Here is a 23683-nt window from a genome sequence, read left to right on the forward strand (position 1 = left end):
GACCAATAAACAGCCCAGAACACTGACGTATTCTGGGCTGTTTTATTCAAGCAAACTTACAGAATAAACGTCGCGACCTGCGCATTAAGATCATTAGCACGCGCCTTTAATGCCTGAGCTTGGGTCAGATCCGACTTCGCTGCTTCGGTAATTTCGTCGGTCACATCCTTAATGGCCACCGTATTTTGAGTGATTTCACCCGTTACTTGGGTTTGCTCTTCAGCTGCGGTCGCAATTTGGCCTGCCATATCCGAAATCACATGTACGGCTTGAGTAATCTCCTCCAGCGCCTTCGCTGCGGCATTAGCATCTTCAACACTATGACCCGCTAACACTTGGCTGCTTTCCATCAAACTCACCGCCTTCGCCGTTGTACGTTGCAGAGTTTCAATGGTCACATGTACTTCTTGGGTCGAATCTTGTGTTCGGCGTGATAACACCCGCACTTCATCGGCCACCACCGCAAAGCCACGGCCCTGCTCACCCGCACGGGCAGCCTCAATCGCCGCATTGAGGGCTAACAGGTTAGTCTGCTCAGCAATCCCTTGAATTGTCGCTAAAATGCTAGAAATCGACTGAGCGTGACGACTTAAATCTTCAATGACCTCAGTTGCTTGAGTGACTTCATCCGCTAAAGAATTAATCGAACTACGGGTCTTATTAACTAACTCTTTCCCTTGGAAGCTGCTCGCTGCTGATTGCTGCGCAGCTGTAGCGGTATTTTCCGCATTCGCGGCAATTTCATTAGTAGCACTTGCCATTTCGGTTACGGCGGTCGCGACCATGGCAACTTCTTGTTGCTGGCGCTGTAATTCGGCCACGGCAATATGGTTAGTTTTGAGACTACGCTCTGCGTCCGCATCCAGTTCACTGGCCAACTGACGAATATGGCTGATGAGCTGATGCTGACTGCCGACAAATCGGTTAAAGCTGTCGGCCAGTACGCCCACTTCATCTTGCGTATCAACCTCAATACGTTGGGTTAAATCGCCATTACCATCGGCAATACGCGCTAGCGCCTGCGATACACATCCAAGCGGACCTAGCAATAGATTCACCAACCAAGAAATGGCCAATACGCTCAGTAATAGCATCAAGGCCGACAGCCCCAATTGGGTCAGCAGTAAATTAGTTAATGGCGCCTCAAGCGTCTCTTTGTCCAGTACTATCACTAATTCCCAATCGGTATTGGGAATATCGACACCCCAAACTAACTTATCGCGGCCTTCGTTTTCGAAATACATTGGCAGCCATGTGCTGGCCTGACGGCTCTGCTGGGGTAAATTATGATTAAGGTCGTTGTCAATATCGCTAACGGGTTTCATCGCCTTAGAGGCATCTTTGTAAGCGATGACAGTGCCATCTTTGTGCAGCATGATTGCATGACCATTGGCTGGTAAGGTCATGCGATTGACACTTTCAACCAAACTCGCAATCGACAGGTCGCCCCCAACCACACCTTGTGAAACCGCCTGCGCCATAGTGACCACTAACACATTGTAAGCTACGTCAACATAAGGTTTGGTGAGAATAAGACCGCGCTCATTTATCGCTTGTTTATACCAAGGGCGCGCTCTCGGATCGTAACCCGTACGGTCTATGCTTGGATCGGAGTCCAGCATCTGCCCCGCTTGTGTACCGTAGTAAGTGAGTTGGAATCGCCCCGAAGCTTGCGCCTGCTGTAATGCGTTTAAACTGTCACCTTCAACTTTAACGGCTAACGCCCCTACGATATCCTGACGCCCAGCTAACCACTCTTGAATGCGCTCAGCCTGTTGATCACCCAGTCGCTGCACCTGCTCCAAACTATTTTGCAACAACAATGACTTTTGACTGGAATAACTTTGCCACGACAGCAAGCCAATCACGAGGGAAAGCGCAATCACGACCGAAATCAGGATCTTTTGTTTAAGCGAGTATGAGTTCATGTTGGTATCTACGGTTTTACAGCTTTGAAGGAAGAAGTGGTAAGACTGGCTGGCACTTACTGTAATAAATTTACAGTGTTAGCAAAAACCAATCAAAAATTCGGCTAAATTTTCGCACATGTTACAGCGCAAACAAAGAATCACTCGTCACCAAATTAATAAATAATTAAGCAAAAACATAAAGATAACCAATTAAAACCTGAGCAATACCAAATAACAACCCAAAGTTCACATCAACCACAAGCCACCAACAAACTAAAGTCATGGACGTAAAAGAACGTAAATTAACCCAAATTAACGTGACCCAATCCGTTTATTTATTGCACACTGAACGTCCATAACATTGGGGAAAGAGGCTTCTATAACATAGCAATTTGACCAAGCCCGTTATCAAATACTGGGCGACTCACCTTAAGCCTCACCCATTTTGATTAGGAGTTCTTATGATTTATCAACAATTTCAACAGAGCCCATTTCAGCCACGCATTTCAGGAGCACGGGCTTGGTTAGCGATGGCAATCAGTGTCAGTCTAATCTGTTTATCTCTGTTTTTATTACCTTTTGTGCTTTTATTTGGCGCAATTGCTCTAGGCTGCTTAGTGCTATTTAGTCGTATTTATGTAGCGCGCCAATTGAGTAAGTTTAATCGTGAGCAAGCGCGCCGAGCGCAGGCACAAGCGAGCGAGGCGACTAGCCAAACGTCAGCGTTTAATCAAACCGCGAATGTTGTGCGTGAACCCCATGCAACTGAGTACCGAGGTCGTATCTTTGAACATCAAAAAGAGGAAGAGTAGCCCTCAGCGCTTAGTAGGTCTTTTGCACGATTAAGGGTATGAATTTCACCGGGATCTTGAGTGATCTTCATTACAGTATCGATTTGTAAAACAAGCGATTGCCAAAGAGGCTCGATGATCTCAGCCTCTTTGCTATTAGCATGACGGCGCGCTAGATTTAGCAGCGCCGCAGAACCCACCACATCAATGCGCCCCAAAATGCCGTCGGCCAATGCCATACTCAGCTCAATCATGGCAGGCACACTGTGACCATATTTAATGACCTCACGCAGATAGCGCTCAGCCTGACTCACATCGCCACCCAAGCCACTTTCATCATTTAGCATATGTTGCGCACGGGTAAGCATGGCATCGAGCTGACCTTGCTCTGCCGCTTCGGCCATCCAATACTCACTCGCGATAGGATCTCGCTGACAACCATCACCATTGGCGAGCATTAAGGCCAAATGATATTGGGCATGGGGATAACCCGCCTGCGCCGCTTTACTTATAAAATGATAGGCTTGCGGTAAATCCTTGGTTTGATAGTAAAGCACACCTAAATTCGCCATGGCTTCGGTTTGCTCACCTTCGGCCGCCAGCTGTAAAAAGTGTTTCGCTTGGGCTAAATCCGGCTTAAATGACTCACTGCCCACTAGGTAGAAATAGCCAAGCAGCGCCATCGCATTGACCACGCCCGCCTCAGCCGCAATAGCTATCGCAGCCTCGCCTTTAATGGCATCGGCCTCTCCCTGATAGCCATGGATTAAACTCACTCCATGCTCATAGAGGGCTTGCATATGGGTTGGGGCTGCAAGGGCAAACCAGTAGGCGGCCTTAGCAAAAGTATCACTGGCTTTTTGTGCGACAGCTTTTACTACTGGGCTATCGTCTTCAGTGCCATAGTACTGATCGACGAGGGCAAGCTCCTGCTCCTTAAGCATTAATGCTTTGGTTTTAAAAGAGATCCCCACAAGATACTGCGCATTGGAATCATCCTCCATTACCGCGCGGTAACAGAGATCTTTAACTGTTATCGCATCGCTGGCTTGAAAGCGGTATGCAGGCGCCTCGCAGCCAACCACCTTCGGATACAGATGCTCGACTAAAGCGAGTACATCTTTAATGGCTTTTTGGGCTAAGGCGAGTAACTGCTCTTGGGTAAGATGATATTTTTCAGGGTGAGCGCCACGGTTACCATCAGCGCGCAGGCGATGCAACGCTCTGGTGGTCTTCACATCGATCAGCCGTTTTTGATTTAACAGCTCAATACGATCATAGAGATTGGGGCTAGCAAAGGACACCGCTTTACTCTGCCCTAGCAAGTCAGTCAGCCTATGGGTAAAACTGCGAATATGCAGTAATGACTGAGTAGGCACATCCTGCACATAGTTTTTAGCATTGAGGTAATCATCAAGAAGCGAGGCCGAAAACCCTTGGATAAATTCACTATCCAGTAACTCAGCCTCAGTCCCCATAAATCCTTACCTCAAATTGAATTTGCTCAGTTGATATTATTCCGCAGTTGGCTTTTTAGACACCATATACAAACGGAACAATGCCAAGTTTACGAATAACCCAATAAACGCCATAAAGGTATCCGCGAGCAATTGCACAGGCAAGCCACCAAAAGATGCCGCTGCTGAAAGCTGGCTACCAACCACAGAAAGCGGTAAGTAAAGCATCAATAACGCAATGGTTTTTAACACAATCGGGCCACTAAAGCTAAAGCTTGCCTTAATCGCTTCCAGCGGAGTTAAACGCTCAACCACCACCATAAAGTTCACATAGGCTAGGCGAGCAAACAGATAAAAGCTAATAACGAGTCCCACTAACCACATAGGGCCAAACGCTGCAAATAGCATCACTGGCGCTAAAATGGCCAGTCCAGAGAATACGCCAGCTAAGAGTAAAGGTGGCACAAAGGGTAAACTGGCTTTCAGTACCATACCAGCTGATGGATTATGCCCTTGGGATCTCAGTTCTAAAAACAGCGTTAACGCCGCAATCAATACCGAGAAGAGCAGCAGAAGGAGCATCATAGCAATCATGTGTGATGCGCCAAACTGCGGGTTTTCCAGATCAACTTTGCTCATCTCTGTGCCAAGCCATAGCTGAATACCAACCTGCACTAATAACAGTGGCACCGTCAGCATGGCAAGCTGAGTGAGATGATTACGGAAAAAGTTATAAGCTTCGGTCAAAATTGCGGATAGTGACATGCGCCTTTCCAAAATAATTGAAGTAAATTAACACCGTGAATTGTCGCTAAGGATACCCAAAATCCCGCCCCAATGCACAACACAAATCACCTGAGTGAACCGTAAATCACAGAAAAGGGCTGCAACAAAAGTCTCAAAGCCGTTACACTGTCCACTTTATTGCGCGCAAACCGTCAAAGGATGCCACTCTATGAAACACACTTTCACACTCTCTATTCTGATTAGCGCCACACTTTTAGCCACTCCCACCAGTGCAAGCTGGTTAGATAACCTTGCAGGAACACCAGCAAAAACAGAGAAAGTGGCAACAGGTAGCGTCACCCAATCCAACGCATTAGTTGGCAGCGTGATGTCGCAACTCGGACTGAACCAAACCCAAGCCGAAGGCGGTTTAGGTAGTCTGTTAGGCCTAGCACAATCGAGTCTAGGTTCGAATGATTACACCAAACTAGCTGCCAGTATCCCTAATGCCGACAGCCTATTAGCCGCAGCACCTAAACTTGATGCGAACTCAGGCGTTTCTGGCCTGTTGTCTAAGGCTGGCAATATTGGCTCTTCTCTGCAAGGTAGTGCAATGGTGTTAGATGCCTTTGAAAAACTGGGTATTTCTAAAGAATTAGCCATGCCAATGATCAATATTGCCAAGTCTTATCTTGAGACAAATGGTGCCGAAGGCAGCTCAGATCTGCTGATGAAGGGTTTAAATACTCTGCTGTAAATGTCGCCCCACCCTAAGCCTATGCTTAGGGTGAACTTTAACGTGAAAAATCACTCTATCTAGTTATTCCTTCTTGCCAGAGCAGTGCCACTTTATGATTGCGAAGCTGAAACGATTCCTTCAATCCCACACCCACGCCATCTCCCCAGAGGAGAAAGCCCACCAGCTAAAATTAGCGGCGGCGAGCATGTTGCTCGAAGTGGTATATGCCGATGAAACCCTCGCCGCAGAAGAAAGAGCACTATTGCCTAAGCTGCTGACAGAGACCCTATCGATGTCGGCGCAGGATGCTAATGATTTAATTGAAGAAGCCAAAAAAGCCCAAGGTAATGCCACCTCATTATTTGAGTTTACCAATACCATTAATACCGAATTTAGCTTGGAGCAAAAACAGCAATTATTACTAGCCATGTGGCAATTAGCCTATGCCGATGGACAACTCTCCCAGTACGAAGATCAAATCATTCGCCGTACTGCTGATTTGCTGTATCTCAAACACAGCGAGCTTATTCAGATGCGTAATCAGGCCATCGAAGCCCAAGTGGCACGCTAAAAGCAAGCCATAAAAAAGCATGAATGGCAGTACTGCCATTCATGCTTTTGAATCAAGGTTGTAGATTGCCGTTTCCTGTTCCAGCTGGCTTAGGCAAGCGCCTTACCAATTTCAAAACCGACGCCTCTTAGCTCCGTTAACTTAGACCGAAGCCCACCCATTTCCATTTTTAAGCCTTTTTTAGTCGCAAGCTGTGATAGCCAACTGGTTTTATCGTCATCCTCAATAGTGTCCCAGTCCGCTAATACTTTGTGGGATAAACACAACAAAGCTGCCAATTTAGAAAATGGATTCGAATCCTTAGGATGATCTTGGTAAAGAATGCCTTGCACCAATGCAGGGGTAAATTTCCAATTTTGAGCCAACAAAGCACCAATATCGGGGGAATCATAACCGAGGAGTTCTCGCTCAAAAGCATGCTTATCTTTACCCTGTGCGACAGCTTCGTTAATTTTTTCAGCATCTTCAGGGGAAATTGCCGCAATCAATAAATCACCAATACGGTGAAGGATGCCGCAGGTAAAAGCCTCGTCGGGCTGAACACCGCACCGTTTAGCCATCTCTTGGTTGTAGAGTGCAATTTCGAAGGTTTGTCCCCAAAACTGCGCTAAATCAACACCATTGCATTTAGGCACCGCCCCCATCACGGCAGATGCTAATACTAAGGTACGCAAGGTTTGCATTCCAAGGCGTACTACGGCTTCATCAATACTGCCCACCTCGCGACTGTGGCCGTAATAGGCGCAGTTAGCTAATCTGAGTACCTTGGCACTGATCAGGGGATCATGAGACACCTTAGTCGCAATATTTTTTACTGTAGCGTTGTCGTCGTTAACGACATCAAGCAGTTCACTGATTGCTTTAGGTAAACGAGGCAACTCATCAACTCGACTCAGTAGCGCAGCAGAATCCATATTTATTCTCCTTCTAGATGAATGATCAAAATATAGAACACAAAATCTCGCCTCGCTCTTAAGCTTATGAACACTTATGAGTTGAATGTGCAGCTTTTCAGTCAGTATTTAGCAATCGCAATCTTAGTGAAAATTCAGCCCGCCAATCATAAGAATGCCTCTGCAACATAGCAAAAATCACAGCAATTCGCGCTTTGCGTTATAGGTAAAGAGATTAGACTTGCTCAATAGTTAACCTTATTTGTAAATAAATATTTCAAATAATAAGCAATGGATGTTATAGATTAAATATTGTTCATCAATTGTAAGGAAGCACTATGGGCCAAAATGCACAGGTTAATCGAACCGGGATTATTATCGTTAGCGCACTGATCACCTTAGGTTTGTTCGTGTTTATGGCGCAACTTATCCATAATCCACAGCCATTGAGAGGACAAACGTCAGATGCGCCGCAAATCAATATTTTGATGAGCGAACGAACACCTATTCCTCCGAAGGAAAGTCGCCAACCCGAACCGCCAAAACCCATCCCAACAAGGGAGCGGGTCACAACGCCGGGCGAAAGTGCTGAAGTGGTCGAATTTAGCCCCCAGACTTTTACCCCCGAAATGCCAACCCAAACCACACTCTTTACCCAATCGGCAATGACGGCCGAAGCCTTACCTGTGGTGCAAGTGTCACCTCGCTATCCGATTGAAGCTGCACAAAATGGCAAGGAAGGTTATGTGGTCGTAGGCTTTGATATTACTGCGGATGGTACGGTCAGCAATGTGCGCGTGCTCGATGCTAACCCGAAGCGAGTGTTTGATAAGGCGGCGCTTTCAGCAGTGCAAAACTGGAAATACAAACCTAAGTTTGATGCGGGCAAGGCCGTACCCCAATTAAATCAACAAGTACAACTCGATTTTAAACTGGATCAACAGATTTAAGACTCGCAGATCAGCACGCTTAAAACCTTGTGTGCTGATCTGTAATTATTTGAATGACATCGGGATTAAGCAACCTTGTTAACCGCCAAGGCCCGCTTACGACTAATATGGCTCTTTTGCCACCACAAGAATGGGGCAACAAATAGGATTAACGCAAATACATAGGCCATGCTTGCCCCAAGCGCGATACCTAACGCTAAGCAGAAGCCACAACCTAATACCACTAAAGGTAAGTTGCGACGGGGCAATAATTTAGCAGCAGCTAACATCGCCATTAAGTAGATCACGACGAACACCCCGTTACTCCAGGCAATAAGATGTTCGAGTTCCTGACCCGTGATGTGAGTCAGCACTATCACACTCGCCATCACGCCGAGTAAGGCCGCCAAGGCACGGATCGGCACACCATGACGATTCTTAACCGCAAAGCAGCGCGGTAAAATACCTTCGCAACTAAAACTCCATACAAGACGCGCGGCGCTGGCGGCATAGACGTTTACTGTGGCAAGGCCACTGGCAATTCCCAACACACCAATTACTTGCGCACCGTATCCCCCTAAAAGCGCATCGAATACACCAATCATCGCCACGCTTTTGTCAGTTGGCACTAACAGTAAAATCAGTGTGCAGGCCACATAAATAATGCCTACCAGCACAGTGCCCATCATCATTGCAGGGATCATATCCTGCTGTGGGCGACGAAAATCATCGGCAAGATGAGTCATGGCTTCTATCCCTAAAAAGCTCCAAAAAGCGATACCTGCGGCAATCATCATGGTAGAGATTTCTGGTGAGCCATAGCTGGCAAGTGAGGTTAAATGCCCAGGCTGAAGACTGCTTGCGCCAAAGAGCACCACCACAATGGCGACAATACAAAGGGTTAAGCCGAATTGCAATTTGGCCGACACTTGAATGCCACGAAGATTGAGCAGGAACAAGCCAAAAATAACGAACACCTCAGCGCCCACCTTGGGCCAGCCATCGAGGGGAATGAGTGCATTAACAAACTGGAAAGTCATCAAAATCGCAGCAGGCGCGCCCATCGGCACGACCAACAAAAAAATGAGTCCGATAGTACGGCCTGCGGTACGCCCAAAAGCCTTTTCCACAAAATAAGCGGGACCCGCAGCATGGGGAAAGACACTCGCCAGCCGCCCAAAAATCAGCGCCACTGGAATAATGGCTAAGGTGAGGAGTGACCAAGCGATAAGCGCACCAGCATGGGCCTTGTCGATTGTCATTTGCGGGAGAATAAACACCCCAGTGCCCAGCAAAGTGGTGGCCATCAAGCCTGCACCTTGCCAACGTCCTATAGTTCCGCTATGTGAGTTCATCTGTTAACATTCAATGGTTTTGAAGCCGTCAGTATAGTGAGATTTTACGCCGCAATCTGCCGTCAATTTCGGTGTTCTTAGTGGTAAACGCCAGCACAATGACGGTAAAAAGCACTATTTCAGGCAAAATGACGGTGTAACTCAAGGCCTTATACTGAGTTGTACTTTTAGGCCGCCTCACTTGTTATACCCATTTTTATCGGAGTCCACGTTGGATAAGTTTGATACCGCCATCATCGATTGTTTGCGCCAAGATGCTCGCCAAAGTGTTTCCAGTATTGCAGAGCAGGTCAATCTTTCCCGTAGCGCGGTTGCCGAGCGGATAAAAAAACTAGAGCTAACTGGCGTGATCCGTGGCTATCAGGTATTGCTGAGCGAATCGCAAAAAGAGGGAGTGTCGGCCTACTTCGAAATCCAACATAAATGTCCCCGCTGCGCCGATGTGGTACACGTGTTCCATGCAATCCCCGAAGTAATTACCTGCCGTGGTATTTCCGGTGATATGGATTTACTGGTGTATGTCCATGCCCCATCAATGCGCCGTCTTCATGAAATCCGCGAATATATCGATACTCACACAGATATCATCAAGATTAAAACCCATGTGGTGATGAGCGAGTGGATTAATAATACTGGCGAGTAATCTTGCGTGCCCCAAACAAGAAACGCCACCCCTAAGGAATAAAGGTGGCGAGGCCCTTGTGGAGGCAGGGCAAACAATACCTAAATATCAAATATGGCTTCCCTTCCCAATAACCTCCCTGTGACAGCAAATCGCGACAAGACAACGCACCTTTAATCACTTCAGCCAGCGTTATTAAAGGGAGTTAGCTCACGGTGCTTCCTTAGACACCGCTTCGCCATTCACCGTAATTCCTTCTTATCTATAACATTGAGCCAACCATGCTCAATCAAACGACCGTCATTTGCCCCGTGTAGAGAATAAAGTTACGCAGCAGTAGCACACCAATCAGACTTAAGCATGCGGTGCCTGCTACATAGGCCCACTTACGCTTTGACGTGGCCGTCATAAACAGGTTCATTGCCAAGGGGCCCGATAATCCGATCCCAACAATGCCAATCCAGAAAACCCATCCCCAGAAGCCATAACCTATCGCATTGAAAGCCGCAAATTTGCTTTGACCGCCTGACAACACTAAGCCCATAAAGAAGGTAAAAATCAGCACTATCTCCACCAAAATCAATGGGATTTCAACCTTATGGATAAAGTGAACTTCCTTGGCGTTAGGATTAGCATTAAGCAACACCCCACCCAGCAGAGAAAATGCCGCACCGGATGAGAGTCCCGAAGCCAAAAACAGCAGTGGCAATACGGGGTTTTTCAACATCGGATAGCCGGGTAAAGCCGAGAGTAAAAAGCCAGTATAAGCCCCCAGCGCGAGGGAAAAGATCACCAATAAACCGGTAATCGTGGCCTCGAAGCGGCTAAGCCAAGCTGTCAACTTCAGCACTATGGGAAAGCGACTCTCACACCATGCATCAATAGGTTTACGGAATAACAAACCAATCCACATAAACATAAAGACTTGGTAGATGAGCAGGATCAACACACCCATCGACATCACAGACTTAGGATTGTAGAAGACTAATATCTTCCAAAAATCGAAGGGCTTAGTTAAGTCCAATACCAAGATGCCCAAACCCGCCATCACCGCCACGGGCGCCACAATACAGGCCGCCTGCACAAAGCCAGACTGGTAGGCATTATGTTTCAACACAAAATGCTTGAGTAACACCGCAAAGAACATGGCGCCAGCAGATGCCCCCGCTAAAAACAGGTAAATTGCAATTGGCCAATGCCACACTAGCGTATCAAAATGTAGGGCGCTCATATTGCCACCTCCCCTGATTTAGCCACAATGCGGAACAGTTTTGGCCGAGTGCCGAGGTCGACCTTAGCCCTTTGGGTTGGGTTAGCCTTTAGCACTTGTACCACCTGAGAAGTGGGATCTTTTAAGTTGCCAAAGACCAATGCCTTAGTCGGGCAGGCCGCGACGCAGGCAGGTTGTTTACCTTGGGCGAGGTTTGTCTCACGGCAAAAATCGCATTTGTCCGCAGCGTGGGTAACAGGATTAATAAAACGAATTTTGTATGGGCAGGCTGCAATGCAATATTGGCAACCCACACACTTCCAAGCATCTACCGCCACAATGCCAGTCTCTTTATCGATAAAGGCGGCACCCGTCGGGCAAACATTGACGCAGGGCGCGTCTTCACAATGCTGGCAAGACTTACGACTGAAGTGATAAAACTGGTTCGGATATTCCCCATAGGGTCCAGTTTGCTCTATTTTTAATCGGGCAACACCCTCGGGCACTTGGTTGGTTTCACGGCAGGCAACTTCGCAAGCTCGACAGCCAATACACTTAGTTTCATCGTGGATCAGTGCGTATTTCACACTAGGTTCGGCTTTAGCCTCATTTGAGGCATTCACAGTAGCCAGTAATGTGCTACCCGATGCCCCTGCCAATAAGGCGCATGCTCCTTTGAGAAATCTTCTTTTTGAATTTTCCATAACCTTACTCCTGCTGGCCTGTATGGCAAGTACGGCACAGCTCACTGCGAACCTTAGGCGTCATCTCTGCCATAGGATCGGTTGGGCTATGTAATTTATGGCAAGCGGCACAGGCCACTTTTTGGGCATGCACATTATGCGTCCACTCTTGGGAGCTGAGTTTGGCTGGCATATGGCATTTTTGGCACACCTTTAATTGCACAGCAGCTTCGGATGCCTCATTTAATCCAAAAACCACTAAATCATTTGGTTTTTTGGGATGATCACCTTTTTCACCATGACAGCTTGAACAGGTCATTTTCATGGCATCCTGGCCGTGATGCCCTAACATTTGACCATTACGCTTATGACACTTCATGCAAGCATCACTATTAATTTGCTTCGCGGGTTCAGCACTTGTTGCGGAAAAACTGAGCAGCAATGCCATTGCACCCAAGCGTAATGACCACAGCCATTGTCGTGTAGACATAGCGAGTCCTCATATCAATTCATTGGGAAACAAAGAGGAAGTCAGGGTTCGGAGAACTCCGAACCCGACGAGCGTGGTCAAACGGCTAGCGCTTGCTTGAGACTTGTTGCATCCCACTGTTTATGCTGATTCATTTCAATAAAACCAATATTGAATTTGCTGAATAGCTTTTTCATGGGTGAATTGATTTGCTTACCGGCGTCGCTGATCACCATTTTGACTTCTGAAGAATCATGGTCAATCAACACATAGTCGAGACGGCATTCATGGTTTAAATCAGCATCGTGCTGGTCCATGTCAAATACAGTGTCGAGTGGAACATTGCAGCAGACATCGTATTTGCCTTCAACGACAGTTTTTAGTGATTTAAAAAAGTTGAAACTATCTTCATCAAATAACACTGGTTTGAGTTTCATTTCATGATGTGCAGCCTCTTCGGGATCCGCCCTAAAAAACTTAATGCAAGTCATGACAAACATTACAAACACAAATGGCACCGCTACGAATAGTACGAAGTACATAAACGCATAGCTGAGAATGACTGAAGTATTCATATACGCCTCCAATAACACAATTATATTTTTGTTTTCTCCTTTAAAGCACCTTCAGTATTATTGCAGACGGGATTTATTTTTTTGATCTTGATCACATGTTTAAATTCAAAATTAAACATAAACAACAAGTTAGGATACAGGACACATTACTGTATAGCGTAAATCTAAAATGCACATATTGATAATAGTTAATTAAAAAAATGAAATTGGCGTAACTGAATATCAAAAATTAAAATTTCAAATTAGTTTAATAATATTTTTTGAAATATAAAAAATCAAATTCTAAACCTATTGTTACATATAGATAACCGTCATTCCGCACCTAATTTTCGATTTAAAAAACTTGACGGCGATCGGTCATTCTGATCTATTACTCTCTTTTGCAGGTAATTCATCATGGCCGCTCCCGCTATCTCTATCCGTAACCTCGACCACCTTGGTTTGGTCGCTGCACTTTGCCAAGAACTCGGCATTGCTCGCATGATTGATGCGGTGCTACCCAAAACGCCGCCCTACAAAGTCTCACATGGTGAAGCGTTGGTGGCGATGATACTGAACGGTCTTGGCTTTCATAGTTCGACCTTGCACATGTTCCCGCAATTCTTTGCCAACAAGCCTGTAGAACGCCTGATTGGCCCGGGGATCTGTGCCGATGACCTCAATGATGATGTGCTCGGCCGCTGCCTTGATGCCCTCTTTGAGGCCGATGTCAGCACGCTTTATCAGGTGATGGCGGAGCAGGTCGTTGAACGATTGGGGCTCAAAAGTACTGCAGTACACCTCGATATCACCAGCTTCCACGTCGATGGCGCCTATGACCAAGCCGATGGCGAGCAGCTCGGTAAGTTGCAATTGGTACGGGGCTATAGCCGCGACCATCGGCCAGAGCTAAACCAGGTTATCCTGGAGCTTATCTGTGAAAATCAGGCCGGCCTGCCCATCTACATGCAAGCCTTGAGTGGTAATATTAATGATACCAAGGCCTTTGCCCAGACGGTACGGCGCCACTTGAGCAGTCTCAAGGCCGCGCAGGAGAGTCGTTATCTGGTCGGCGATGCGGCGCTGTATTGCGCCGACACCTTGCAACTACTGGCACAACAGCAACAGTTGTTCGTGACTCGTGTGCCTGTCACCCTCAATGAAGCCAAGCGAGCCGTGGCAACCATTGGCACCCAGTCGCTGGTTGCGCTGGGCAATGGCTATCATGGCTGTTGGCAAAGCGCCAATTATGCCGACGTCGCGCAGCGTTGGTTGCTGGTGCGCAGCGAACAGGCCAGCCACCGTGAGCAGCAAACATTAGCCAAAAACCTACTGAAAGACAGCACGCGTGAACTGAAAGCCTTCAACAAATTATGTGCCCAGCGTTTTGCCTGCGAGACCGATGCGCAGGCTGAATTAGCCCGTTTTGCTGTCAGCTTAAATCTGCTGCAACTAGAAGCAGAAGTCGTGAGTGAACCTATCTATGCAGGGCGCGGAAGGCCCCAAAAGGGTGAAATGCCGGTGAACTACCAATTTCACATCAAGGGGTTAGCCGCAAGTAGCTTGGCGCGGGTGGCTGAGGCGCGCAACCAGACAGGGGTGTTCATCCTCGCGACCAATGATCACAGTGAAACGCTCACCATGGCTGAGCTGTTGGCTACCTATAAAGCCCAGCAGAATGTCGAGCGTGGTTTTAGGTTTCTGAAAAGTCCCGAATTTTTAACCTCCTCGTTATATCTTAAAAAACCGGAACGTATCGAAGCGTTGCTGATGGTGATGACCTGTAGCCTGATGATTTATGCGGCGCTGGAGCACCGGATCCGGCAGGGCTTAGTAGAGCAGAACCGGAGTGTGGCGGACATGAAAAAGAAACCCACGCAAAAACCGACTGCGCGGTGGATTTTTTTACGCTTTGGCGGGGTGCACGAGTACCAGTTGGGAGAGGCGCCACCTCAAGTCACAGGACTCACAGTGGACCAGCAGATCATTCTCGACGTGTTAGGCGAACGGTATCGGCAAATTTATTCCTAAATCAGGTGCGGAAAGTCGGATAGATAAATTTAAGGTGCAAAACTTGGGATGGATTTCACATTAAATTAAATTAACCTGAGCTTCGGATAAGAATTTAGCTCCCAAAAGGAACTAAATGCTCGTTCCCTGATCCGATCATTCGACCAAGAGTGATTAGAAAAAGGAACGAGCATGAACAAACTAGTTGAAACTTACTGTGATGTCGATGATTTCTGTCAGTTATTTATCCCACATTGGCAACGCTTATTGCTTGATAATGGTGAAATGAAGCGTAATAGACCTTGTCGCCTTTCTCCCGCAGAAGTGATGACCATTATCATTCATTTCCATCAATCACATTACCGAGATTTCAAAAATTATTATCTGCACTATGTTTGTCGCCAGCTAAAACCCTATTTTCCAGAGTTGTTGAGCTACACTCGTTTCCTTGCATTAATGCCTAGCGTCGTTGTCCCTATGTGTAGCTATCTGACTTCAAAGCTTGGAAAGCCAACGGGAATTCAGTTTGTCGACTCCACTAAAATTGAAGTCTGTCATATTATTCGAGCGAAGCGAAATAAGGTTTTTGAAGGCATTGCCGAACATGGAAAGGGAACTATGGGCTGGTCGTTTGGATTTAAACTGCATCTTATTATCAATCACTTGGGTGAAATTGTAGCGTTAAAACTGACGAAAGGTAATGTCGATGACAGGCAACCTGTCAGTGAAATGGCTGAGTCTCTTTTTGGTAAGCTTTATGGTGATAAAGGCTATATTAGCCAAGCCCTAACAGGTGAGCTTTTGGAAAAGGGCGTTGAGTTAATCACCACAGTTCGTAAGAACATGAAGAAAAAGTTTATTTCTCTATGGGATAGAGCAATCTTAAAAAAGCGATTCATCATTGAAACAGTGAATGACCAATTGAAGAACATTTCCTATATTGAACACTCAAGACACCGCAGCGAGCATGGGTTCATGCTCAATCTACTTGGTGGATTGATTGCATATTGTTTAAAAGAAGAAAAGCCATCGTTAAATCTAACAGCTCAGGAGCTTGAACTGTTAGATAGCTCTAATTTAGTGCTGGCTTAACCAGATCTGAGGTTAAATTAATAACACCATAATTAGGTGTTCTTTAAAGTATTTACTCAATATTAAGGAATATAAAAAATGCATATTAGTAACATGGATGGCCTCGATATTCTGAGTTTAAAAATACTTGTTTCATTATATGAGAACAAGTCTGCAACCTATGTATCAAAGGCATTAGATATCCCAGCCCCCAAAATAAGTCGTAGCCTTAAAAACCTGCGAGAAGTATTTGGTGATGAGCTTTTTATCCGAAAGAAATATGGCTTATTCCCCAATGAATTTGTCACGCACTTATACCCGATAGCGAAACAAACCATTGAATGTACAGAGAAGTTTCAAAAGGTACGAGCAGCCAATGTCAATCATGTTAAAACACATGTTGAGATTGCCGCCCCAGGCCTTATTGCCTATGCCTTCCCTAAAGCCTTAATGCAAGCTATCAAAGAAGAGCAAAAATCTATCCATATCAATATTACCCCTTGGTCACTGCATACCACGCAGGACATCATCAATGGTGATACCACCCTCGGTATTTGTTGCAATAAGAGTACCGCAGATGTCGCAGCCTATGGAGACAAGTTACAAACCACAACACTGCAACGTATGGGTAAGGTGTATCTTATTGCTAGCCGAAATCATCCCATTTTTAAGCGAGAAATTACCTTAGAGACGATTGCAGAGTATCCCTATGTCAATACTGATCTCGGTAATCCCAGTACTCGCCTTAGCCCATATCAAGAATTCTGTATAAAAAATGGTATAAAACTCAATACTGAAATTACCATTACCAGTATTTCTAGTTTGTTTGAATATTTAGGAGAGAGCCAAACTATTTCTTTATTACCCTACCGAGTGGTTTATGAAATGGTGGCAGAAATACCCGAACTGCATACCTGTCAATTATCACAACTTGAGGCAGAACGTTTATACGCCGACACCGAAGCTCCGACGATCTTCTTGGTGCAAAAGAATCAGCCCAATCGCGCTAGCGAAGAGCTGGTGTGGCTCAGTGAACAAATAAAGAAAATTGTTGATAGCATTATTTAGCGATAAAGACTTAACACGTTTTCATCTTATTATTCGAGGTGATAGGCATATTGTGCCTTAGCTTAGGCTCCACCTCACCGCTCCTCCGTGTCGTCCCAAGTTTTGTTAAGACGGGCATACATCTTAATCGTCAAACACGTTACACTAGGCCCATCTTTATCCTGATCGATCTTGCTATGCGAACCGAAAACACAGCCACACTTAATCTCATGTGGGGCGCACTGATTCTGGAAGAATTAGCACGTCTTGGTGTGCAGCATGTCTGCATGGCACCAGGCTCACGCTCAACCCCGTTAACTCTTGCAGCAGCCCAGCAAACCAAGCTGAAACGTCATTTGCATTTCGATGAGCGCGGCTTAGGGTTTATGGCACTTGGATTAGCCAAAGCCAGCTCTGCGCCCGTAGCTATTATTACCACCTCTGGCACGGCCGTCGCTAATCTTTATCCTGCAATAGTCGAAGCGTGGCTCACCCATGTGCCTTTAATTGTCCTTAGTGGTGACAGACCGCCAGAATTACTCGGTTGTGGCGCCAACCAAGCCATAGTGCAACCAGCCATTTTTGCCCATTATGCCCAGCAGGTGAATCTCCCCACGCCGGATGTACACATTGCACCGCAGATGTTGCTCACCACGCTTGATGAGGCCGTGGCCAATCAAACACGCCCTGTGCATATCAACTGTATGTACCGTGAACCGCTATATCCGAGTGAATTAACTGCCACAATTCTCGATAGCGAATCGCCATACCTCAAGCCGCTGCAAACCTGGCTGCAACAAGCACGTCCTTACACTCTTTATGGTAAGCGTGAACAATTAAGCAGCCCGAGCGAAGATGCCATTATGCGTTTCGTCCATGGTAAGGGCGTAATCATCGCGGGTACGCTCACGCCAGAGCAAGATCCACAGCAACTCATTGCGCTATCTCAAAAAATTGGCTGGCCGTTACTGACCGATGCTCAGTCGCAACTGCGACAACATCCGGCGGCGATTGGTAATATTGACCAACTACTGCAACATCCTAAGGCGCGCAATCTGTTACAAGAGGCAGACCGCGTGCTGGTGTTTGGTGGACGCTTATTGTCTAAGCGTTTGATTGCTTACCTTGCCGAACAAAACTGGCACAGTTACTGGCAAGTGCTGCCGCAGCAAGATAGGCTCGACCCAAGCCATAACGCTAAACACATTTGGCACGCCAACGCCGCCCAATTTGCATCGCTTAACTGGTATCGCTCTTCATCGGCGAATTGGGCTAATACCTTAGTTAGCTACAACGATGAATTGCATAGTTTATTCGTGCGCAATATTGATCAAGGTGAGTTTGGTGAAGCTCAGGTTATCCGCGCGATTGCCAATACACGACCACTGGAGCAGCAATTGTTTATCGGCAATAGCCTGCCGGTACGTTTGTACGATATGTACGCGCCAGTGAGCTGCTGCACTGCCACCACTTACACTAATCGCGGCGCCTCGGGGATCGATGGCTTACTGGCCACCGCCTGCGGTATTGCAGCGCACCAAGGTAAACCGACCAGCTTGATTATTGGGGATTTATCCCAGTTGCATGATCTCAACTCCTTTGCCATCGCCCGCAATTTAACCAGTCCGCTGGTGATCATTATCCTCAACAACGATGGCGGTAATATCTTTAATCTCTTGCCCGTCCCCAATGAGGAACTGCGCAGTGATTACTATCGGTTAAGCCATGGTCTGGAATTTGGTTATGCCGCCGCTATGTTTAATCTTCCTTATAACCAAGTGGATAACTTAGCCGACTTCCAAAATAGCTATAATGAAGCGCTGGATTATCAGGGTGCTTCTGTCATCGAAGTCACCGTTAGCCAACACCAAGCCAGCGAGCAGATCGCCGCGCTGAATTTATGGGTGAAACAAAGCTAATGCCGACCGTGGCCCGTTATGGAGAGACAGCACAGCCAAACTTGGTCCTGATCCATGGTTTTTTAGGATCGAAGGCCGATTGGCTACCGCTGATCCCTAAACTCAGCCAACATTTTCACTGCATCTGCCTCGATTTACCCGGCCACGGCGACAATCAACCAGAAATCGCATCGACGCTCACTGATGGCTTCGACTTTTGTGTCCAAGACATTATCAGCCGCCTCGATCGCCTCGGCATTGAAGCGTTTTACCTCTATGGGTATTCCCTCGGTGGGCGGATTGCCTTACATCTTGCCCAAGCTTATCCGCAGCGAGTGTTGAGTTTGTGGCTAGAATCCTGTCATCCCGGGCTGACAAATACCGAAGAACAAGCCGCGCGCAGCAAGAGCGACAAGCTGTGGGCCAAACGGCTGCAAAGCTTGAGTAGCGTGGATTTTTTACAGCTTTGGTATCAACAGGCCGTGTTTGCCAATATGCCCGACAAGGCGCGCAATGCCTTGATAGCAAAGCGCGTGGCGCAGCTCGACCAACATCCCAAACACACACTCAAGCAAATCTTTTTGGCGACCTCACTTGCCCGCCAAACTTCACTTTGGGATCTACCTGCAAGCCTTGCTTGCGAATGCCATTTTTTTGCCGGCAGCCAGGATGCTAAATTCACGGCGATCGCAAAGGACTGGCAAGCACAACAGCCCATCATCTTGCATCAGATTGAACAGGCGGGGCATAACATACATCAAGCCAATCCTGCGGGATTACTCGCCTGTATAAAAAGCTTAATCGGCAAGCGCTTGCCTTAAAGAACCACGCAAACAGACCGCCTTTAAATCGATAAAGCGTTAAGGAAAATATGATCTTAACTTCACTTAGCTTGTATTTATATCGCCTGCCCTTAAACCGCTTTTTGCCTGTGGGTAAACAACGCATTGACTACAGAGCAGGCTTAGTACTACAGGCAAAAGCGCAAACCGAAGGTGAAGTGCGTGAGCAGTATGTTGAAATCGCGCCACTCTCAGGGTTCGATATCGACCAACAGCCATTATTAGGCTTTAGCCGTGAAAGCCTCGATGAGGTTCAACAGGCCTTAGTGGCGCTATTACCCAAGCTGCAAAACCAATCAATTGATTGCTTGCTCGAGCAGGCCGAAGCGAGTTCCTATCCGTCCATTGCCTTTGGCTTAAGCCTGCTACATGCCAAACTCAGCGGAAAACTCGATACAGTGCGCCCAGTTACCACCACAGTACCGTTGATTTACCAGCCAACAGATGCGCCCAAAGCCGAGTTGATAGCTAAAATCGCCAAGCTCGATAGCAGTGTGCGCTCAGTTAAAGTGAAGGTTGCACAAACCTCCATGGAAGATGAGTTAAGTTTGATTTATGGCATCTTAAGCCAAAGACCGGAACTCAAGCTGCGCTTAGATGCCAACCGTGGATTTAGTTTGGAACAGGCCCTCGACTTTGCCGCTTGCTTGCCACTAGATAGCATTGAATATATTGAAGAACCTTGCAAACAGCCGCAGGATAATCGCACTCTGCATCGCACCATTCCCCTGCCCTATGCCCTAGATGAATCCCTCAATGACCCAGATTATCAATTTGTGATGCATGAGGGATTAACGGCATTAGTCATCAAACCCATGCTACTGGGCAGTATTGAAAAACTTCAGCGCCTTATCGACGAGGCGAACAGCCATGGCGTGCGCTGTATCTTAAGTTCCAGCCTTGAGGCCAGCTTAGGTATCAATGATTTGGCCCATTTAGCCGCCATACTGACGCCCGTTGAAATTCCTGGGCTCGATACGTTAGCCGCCTTTAGCCAAGACTTAATCGTACCAAGCGGCAAGCCCCAAACTCTTACGCTTAAATGCCTTAAACTTGTAGCCAGTACGCAGCAGGATTAATCGACAATGTCCGAATCTAAAGCATTGGCCTCATCCCAATCTATTTCACAGCAAGGTATTTCGCCATTACATAGCGCCGCGCTCACGCTCCCTGAACAAACCGCGGTTAAGTGCAATGGGCAAGACATCAGCTACGCGAGCTTAAGCCAAATGGTGCTGGGATTAGGTGAGCAGCTCACGCGCATCGGCGTTGGTCAAGGGCAACCACTGGCGTGTATCAGCCGTAATAATCTAGAGATGATTTGCCTGTATTGGGCCTGCGTGGATATTGGCGCCATCTTTTTTCCTATCTCACCGCGCTTTCCGCTGGCGCAAGTTCAAGGGCTTATCGATAGCCACCAAATCCCTTTCTATTGGAGCGAAGATGAGCTGGCTTTATCAGGCTGTCATCAACTCACGCTAGATTTTAGTCTAGGCGTGGCTCCAAACGCTGGCCTAACCGCGACAGCTTTTGATATTTATCGTCCTAGTAATGTGATTTTAACCTCTGGCTCTAGCGGCTTTCCCAAGGCGGCCGTACACAATCTTGCGAATCACATTGTTAATGCCGAGGGCGCCCGCAGCCTGATCCCACTCATCAAAGGTGATGCTTGGTTATTATCATTACCGCTGTTTCATATTGGCGGCCTTGCAATACTCAACCGCTGCGCCCTAGTCGCGGCGACTGTGGTTCTGCCAGATCTCGCTCTCCCGCTACAGGCACAAATCGAGCGCGATGCGTTAACCCATATGTCCCTCGTGCCAACCCAGTTAGTCAATTTGCTCACTGACAAACAGGCCTCGCTCAGCAGTATTAAAGCCCTGCTACTCGGTGGCGGTGCCGTTTCTATCGATTTACTGAAACAACTCGAACAGCGGCATATTGCCAGCTTTACCAGCTACGGCATGACAGAAATGGGCTCGCAAATCACCACAGGCCCCGCGCTAAGTGATGGTAGCAGCGGTAAATTACTCCCAAGGCGCGAGCTTAAGATTGTTGATGGGGTGATTTGGGTAAGGGGAGATTGCTTATTTATGGGTTATCTCGCTGATAAGGGAATTGAAAAGTCCCTTGATGCCGACGGTTGGTTTTATACCAAGGACAGAGGCGAATGGGATGCTAACGGCAATCTTAAGATCCTTGGCCGCGTCGATAATATGTTTATTAGCGGCGGCGAAAACATTCAACCAGAAGAGATTGAAGCGGCACTCAAACTTCATCCGCTAATAGATGAGGCAATCGTCTTCCCTCAGCCCGATCCCCTCTTCGGCCAGCTCCCCGCCGCCATTATTCGTGGCGACATTATTCTCGGTGAGACAATCCACAGCAGTACAAGCCAAGAGATAAGCGCGATAGAGGCCGAGCTCGAAGTCTTTCTCGCTGACAAAATCGCCCGCTTTAAACGACCGCGCCGCTATTACCCTTGGCCAGAAAATGCCGAGCAAATAGGCCTAAAAGTGAATCGACAACTTATCATCAAGCTGACTGCATAACTAAACTCAGCTATTTTGTCGGGAGCACTGCGCAACATTAAAGTGAGCAAAAGTCATCTCATTAACATTGCATATCTTGCTTGTATTAGCCCTCGGTATACAACCTGTTAAAATCGTCACTTTCAATATCAATAGGAAAAAATCGCTGAACAAACGTATGCTCATCAATGGGCCGGGAGAAACAAAAGCCCTGTCCAACAGTACAACCCAGTTGTTGCAATATGGCCAACTGAGAGTTTGTTTCGATTCCCTCGATGACTAACTCCATATTAAGTGCCTGAGATAACGCAATCACACTTGATATCGCAGCCTGACATCGAGGTTCAACACCTAACTCCCTAACAAAACAGCTATCTAACTTAATTTGCGAGAATGGCAATTCACATAATCTCGCGAGAGAAGAATGAGCCGCGCCAAAATCATCTATTGCTAGCTCGAAGCCCTGCATGCGTAACCTAATCAGGTTTTCCATATTCACCGCTGGAGCAGAAAGCAATCCTGTCTCAGTAATTTCAAGCGTGATGAACCTTGAATGGAGGTTAAATCTCTTGGCGATATCCACAATACGATAAACCAACTTTGTCGAATTGAGCTGGGAGATATCGAGATTATAGGCCATTGAAATATGATGATTTTTTTGATGCAGCTCTTGTTGTAACCGACAGCCTTGCTCAAATAATTGTAAAAACAATTCGTCGAGTAGCTCATAGCCAATCAGTGGCTCAATAAACACGGCTGGGCTAAGCGTGCCAACTTCAGGATGAATCCATCTAGCTAACACTTCGACACCCGCCAGACTAAAGTCTGTGACATCGAATTTAGGCTGATAAAAACCCACAAATTGATGTTGCTCAAGTGCCAACTGAAAATCAGCTAATGAAAAATCTTTCGGTCTAATTTCAATTCGAGAAGAGGACATCACTTTACGTTTTTGAGTACGAGAATAGACAAACTTATCCAACATACTTTGCAAGTTTCCAATAGAAGGACTTTTACTCAAATCGCCAAGATACTCAAAATTAAGCATTTTTATCATCTGCGATACAGCTCGCCTTAATTCCATATCGATACAGCTAAACAAAGCTACTGCGTGGATGCTGTATTTAGCCTTCGCCTTGCGCAAAAACGATAAGCCATCTATTCCTGCCATCATCAAATCACAAATAACAATATCAGCACTATTGTGAACATCGAGCCAAGTAAAAGCATCCTGAACACAGCCAAATGCAAATACCTCAACATCAGCAAACGAAGCTAAGTTATATTCAAGTACCGCACGCTGAAAGGGATGATCTTCTAAGACTAATACCCGAATCTTACTCATCAAATGTCCTTCAAATCTAACCATCTAAAA

22 protein-coding genes are annotated in these 23683 nt (G+C 46.7%); 12 read left to right on the top strand and 10 right to left on the bottom strand.

Annotated features, from left to right (window positions below; all coding sequences use genetic code 11):
• Nucleotides 1-56: 56 nt before the first annotated feature.
• Nucleotides 57-1928, bottom strand: a complete 1872-nt coding sequence (locus tag CEQ32_RS14955; RefSeq protein ID WP_088586317.1) for a methyl-accepting chemotaxis protein — start codon at nt 1926-1928, stop codon at nt 57-59.
• A gap of 443 nt (nt 1929-2371) precedes the next feature.
• Between CEQ32_RS14955 and CEQ32_RS14960 the strand changes: the two genes are divergently transcribed.
• A complete protein-coding gene (locus CEQ32_RS14960; RefSeq protein WP_055647303.1) occupies nt 2372-2722 on the top strand; it encodes a hypothetical protein in 351 nt (116 codons plus the stop codon).
• Here CEQ32_RS14960 and CEQ32_RS14965 read toward each other — a convergent pair.
• Complete coding sequence (locus tag CEQ32_RS14965) at nt 2704-4179, bottom strand: DUF4145 domain-containing protein (RefSeq protein WP_088586318.1); 1476 nt, start codon at nt 4177-4179, stop codon at nt 2704-2706. The genes CEQ32_RS14960 and CEQ32_RS14965 overlap by 19 nt on opposite strands.
• 36 nt (nt 4180-4215) lie before the next feature.
• Nucleotides 4216-4923, bottom strand: coding sequence for a hypothetical protein (locus CEQ32_RS14970; protein WP_037423577.1), 708 nt, complete (start codon nt 4921-4923; stop codon nt 4216-4218).
• 190 nt (nt 4924-5113) lie between these two features.
• On the opposite strand from CEQ32_RS14970, the gene CEQ32_RS14975 reads away from it, so the two are divergent.
• Together CEQ32_RS14975 and CEQ32_RS14980 are read left to right on the top strand one after the other, a co-directional pair.
• Complete coding sequence (locus tag CEQ32_RS14975; RefSeq protein WP_037423580.1) at nt 5114-5641, top strand: DUF2780 domain-containing protein; 528 nt, start codon at nt 5114-5116, stop codon at nt 5639-5641.
• Between the two features lie 94 nt (nt 5642-5735).
• A complete protein-coding gene (locus CEQ32_RS14980; protein ID WP_055647301.1) occupies nt 5736-6194 on the top strand; it encodes a TerB family tellurite resistance protein in 459 nt (152 codons plus the stop codon).
• A gap of 89 nt (nt 6195-6283) precedes the next feature.
• Here the strand turns inward: CEQ32_RS14980 and CEQ32_RS14985 are convergent, their stop codons facing one another.
• Complete coding sequence (locus tag CEQ32_RS14985) at nt 6284-7108, bottom strand: HDOD domain-containing protein (RefSeq protein WP_037423586.1); 825 nt, start codon at nt 7106-7108, stop codon at nt 6284-6286.
• Between the two features lie 317 nt (nt 7109-7425).
• Between CEQ32_RS14985 and CEQ32_RS14990 the strand changes: the two genes are divergently transcribed.
• Nucleotides 7426-8037, top strand: coding sequence for an energy transducer TonB (locus CEQ32_RS14990; protein WP_088586319.1), 612 nt, complete (start codon nt 7426-7428; stop codon nt 8035-8037).
• 65 nt (nt 8038-8102) lie between these two features.
• On the opposite strand, the gene yjeH is transcribed toward CEQ32_RS14990, so the two are convergent.
• Entirely contained in the window at nt 8103-9371 is a 1269-nt protein-coding gene (gene yjeH, locus CEQ32_RS14995) for an L-methionine/branched-chain amino acid transporter (protein WP_088586320.1), read from the bottom strand.
• Between the two features lie 211 nt (nt 9372-9582).
• On the opposite strand from yjeH, the gene CEQ32_RS15000 reads away from it, so the two are divergent.
• Nucleotides 9583-10014: an Lrp/AsnC family transcriptional regulator gene (locus CEQ32_RS15000; protein ID WP_088586321.1), complete on the top strand. Its 432-nt coding sequence runs from the start codon at nt 9583-9585 to the stop codon at nt 10012-10014.
• 268 nt (nt 10015-10282) lie between these two features.
• On the opposite strand, the gene nrfD is transcribed toward CEQ32_RS15000, so the two are convergent.
• From nrfD to CEQ32_RS15020, 4 genes are all read right to left on the bottom strand, one after another.
• A complete protein-coding gene (gene nrfD / locus CEQ32_RS15005) occupies nt 10283-11224 on the bottom strand; it encodes a cytochrome c nitrite reductase subunit NrfD (protein WP_047537963.1) in 942 nt (313 codons plus the stop codon).
• Nucleotides 11221-11907: a 4Fe-4S dicluster domain-containing protein gene (locus CEQ32_RS15010; RefSeq protein ID WP_047537960.1), complete on the bottom strand. Its 687-nt coding sequence runs from the start codon at nt 11905-11907 to the stop codon at nt 11221-11223. The genes nrfD and CEQ32_RS15010 overlap by 4 nt, the downstream gene beginning before the upstream one ends.
• Before the next feature lie 4 nt (nt 11908-11911).
• A complete protein-coding gene (locus tag CEQ32_RS15015; protein ID WP_037423605.1) occupies nt 11912-12376 on the bottom strand; it encodes a nitrite reductase in 465 nt (154 codons plus the stop codon).
• 77 nt (nt 12377-12453) lie between these two features.
• The gene (locus CEQ32_RS15020) at nt 12454-12930 is read right to left on the bottom strand and encodes a DUF2726 domain-containing protein (RefSeq protein ID WP_037423607.1); all 477 of its coding nucleotides are present in this window, start codon (nt 12928-12930) and stop codon (nt 12454-12456) included.
• 396 nt (nt 12931-13326) lie between these two features.
• Between CEQ32_RS15020 and CEQ32_RS15025 the strand changes: the two genes are divergently transcribed.
• From CEQ32_RS15025 to menE, 7 genes are all read left to right on the top strand, one after another.
• Nucleotides 13327-14940: an IS1634-like element ISShes12 family transposase gene (locus tag CEQ32_RS15025; protein WP_011715680.1), complete on the top strand. Its 1614-nt coding sequence runs from the start codon at nt 13327-13329 to the stop codon at nt 14938-14940.
• 171 nt (nt 14941-15111) lie between these two features.
• Nucleotides 15112-16011: an IS982 family transposase gene (locus CEQ32_RS15030; protein ID WP_088585327.1), complete on the top strand. Its 900-nt coding sequence runs from the start codon at nt 15112-15114 to the stop codon at nt 16009-16011.
• Between the two features lie 78 nt (nt 16012-16089).
• Entirely contained in the window at nt 16090-17058 is a 969-nt protein-coding gene (locus CEQ32_RS15035; protein ID WP_088586322.1) for a LysR family transcriptional regulator, read from the top strand.
• Nucleotides 17059-17234: 176 nt separating this feature from the next.
• Nucleotides 17235-18956: a 2-succinyl-5-enolpyruvyl-6-hydroxy-3-cyclohexene-1-carboxylic-acid synthase gene (gene menD / locus CEQ32_RS15040; RefSeq protein WP_037423610.1), complete on the top strand. Its 1722-nt coding sequence runs from the start codon at nt 17235-17237 to the stop codon at nt 18954-18956.
• On the top strand, nt 18956-19756 hold the full coding sequence (gene menH, locus CEQ32_RS15045; RefSeq protein ID WP_088586323.1) for a 2-succinyl-6-hydroxy-2,4-cyclohexadiene-1-carboxylate synthase: 801 nt from the start codon (nt 18956-18958) through the stop codon (nt 19754-19756). The genes menD and menH overlap by 1 nt, the downstream gene beginning before the upstream one ends.
• Nucleotides 19757-19806: 50 nt before the next feature.
• Complete coding sequence (gene menC / locus CEQ32_RS15050) at nt 19807-20856, top strand: o-succinylbenzoate synthase (RefSeq protein ID WP_088586324.1); 1050 nt, start codon at nt 19807-19809, stop codon at nt 20854-20856.
• Between the two features lie 6 nt (nt 20857-20862).
• The gene (gene menE / locus CEQ32_RS15055) at nt 20863-22329 is read left to right on the top strand and encodes an o-succinylbenzoate--CoA ligase (protein WP_088586325.1); all 1467 of its coding nucleotides are present in this window, start codon (nt 20863-20865) and stop codon (nt 22327-22329) included.
• An 85-nt stretch (nt 22330-22414) separates the two neighbouring features.
• On the opposite strand, the gene CEQ32_RS15060 is transcribed toward menE, so the two are convergent.
• Nucleotides 22415-23653: an EAL domain-containing protein gene (locus tag CEQ32_RS15060; protein WP_037426652.1), complete on the bottom strand. Its 1239-nt coding sequence runs from the start codon at nt 23651-23653 to the stop codon at nt 22415-22417.
• Between the last annotated feature and the right edge of the window lie 30 nt (nt 23654-23683).

The organism is Shewanella sp. FDAARGOS_354 (assembly GCF_002209245.2).
GTDB classification, from domain to species: domain Bacteria; phylum Pseudomonadota; class Gammaproteobacteria; order Enterobacterales; family Shewanellaceae; genus Shewanella; species Shewanella xiamenensis.

Excerpts from the sequence above, each read along its gene's own strand:
- CEQ32_RS15010 (WP_047537960.1), bottom strand. The coding sequence starts at position 11,907 with ATGGAAAATTCAAAAAGAAGATTTCTCAAAGGAGCATGCGCCTTATTG.
- yjeH (WP_088586320.1), bottom strand. The coding sequence starts at position 9,371 with ATGAACTCACATAGCGGAACTATAGGACGTTGGCAAGGTGCAGGCTTG.
- nrfD (WP_047537963.1), bottom strand. The coding sequence starts at position 11,224 with ATGAGCGCCCTACATTTTGATACGCTAGTGTGGCATTGGCCAATTGCA.
- CEQ32_RS15030 (WP_088585327.1), top strand. The coding sequence starts at position 15,112 with ATGAACAAACTAGTTGAAACTTACTGTGATGTCGATGATTTCTGTCAG.
- CEQ32_RS15035 (WP_088586322.1), top strand. The coding sequence starts at position 16,090 with ATGCATATTAGTAACATGGATGGCCTCGATATTCTGAGTTTAAAAATA.
- menE (WP_088586325.1), top strand. The coding sequence starts at position 20,863 with ATGTCCGAATCTAAAGCATTGGCCTCATCCCAATCTATTTCACAGCAA.
- CEQ32_RS14965 (WP_088586318.1), bottom strand. The coding sequence starts at position 4,179 with ATGGGGACTGAGGCTGAGTTACTGGATAGTGAATTTATCCAAGGGTTT.
- CEQ32_RS14985 (WP_037423586.1), bottom strand. The coding sequence starts at position 7,108 with ATGGATTCTGCTGCGCTACTGAGTCGAGTTGATGAGTTGCCTCGTTTA.
- CEQ32_RS14960 (WP_055647303.1), top strand. The coding sequence starts at position 2,372 with ATGATTTATCAACAATTTCAACAGAGCCCATTTCAGCCACGCATTTCA.
- CEQ32_RS15060 (WP_037426652.1), bottom strand. The coding sequence starts at position 23,653 with ATGAGTAAGATTCGGGTATTAGTCTTAGAAGATCATCCCTTTCAGCGT.
- CEQ32_RS14980 (WP_055647301.1), top strand. The coding sequence starts at position 5,736 with ATGATTGCGAAGCTGAAACGATTCCTTCAATCCCACACCCACGCCATC.
- CEQ32_RS15025 (WP_011715680.1), top strand. The coding sequence starts at position 13,327 with ATGGCCGCTCCCGCTATCTCTATCCGTAACCTCGACCACCTTGGTTTG.
- CEQ32_RS14955 (WP_088586317.1), bottom strand. The coding sequence starts at position 1,928 with ATGAACTCATACTCGCTTAAACAAAAGATCCTGATTTCGGTCGTGATT.
- menD (WP_037423610.1), top strand. The coding sequence starts at position 17,235 with ATGCGAACCGAAAACACAGCCACACTTAATCTCATGTGGGGCGCACTG.
- CEQ32_RS15020 (WP_037423607.1), bottom strand. The coding sequence starts at position 12,930 with ATGAATACTTCAGTCATTCTCAGCTATGCGTTTATGTACTTCGTACTA.
- CEQ32_RS14975 (WP_037423580.1), top strand. The coding sequence starts at position 5,114 with ATGAAACACACTTTCACACTCTCTATTCTGATTAGCGCCACACTTTTA.
- CEQ32_RS14990 (WP_088586319.1), top strand. The coding sequence starts at position 7,426 with ATGGGCCAAAATGCACAGGTTAATCGAACCGGGATTATTATCGTTAGC.
- menH (WP_088586323.1), top strand. The coding sequence starts at position 18,956 with ATGCCGACCGTGGCCCGTTATGGAGAGACAGCACAGCCAAACTTGGTC.
- CEQ32_RS14970 (WP_037423577.1), bottom strand. The coding sequence starts at position 4,923 with ATGTCACTATCCGCAATTTTGACCGAAGCTTATAACTTTTTCCGTAAT.
- CEQ32_RS15015 (WP_037423605.1), bottom strand. The coding sequence starts at position 12,376 with ATGTCTACACGACAATGGCTGTGGTCATTACGCTTGGGTGCAATGGCA.
- menC (WP_088586324.1), top strand. The coding sequence starts at position 19,807 with ATGATCTTAACTTCACTTAGCTTGTATTTATATCGCCTGCCCTTAAAC.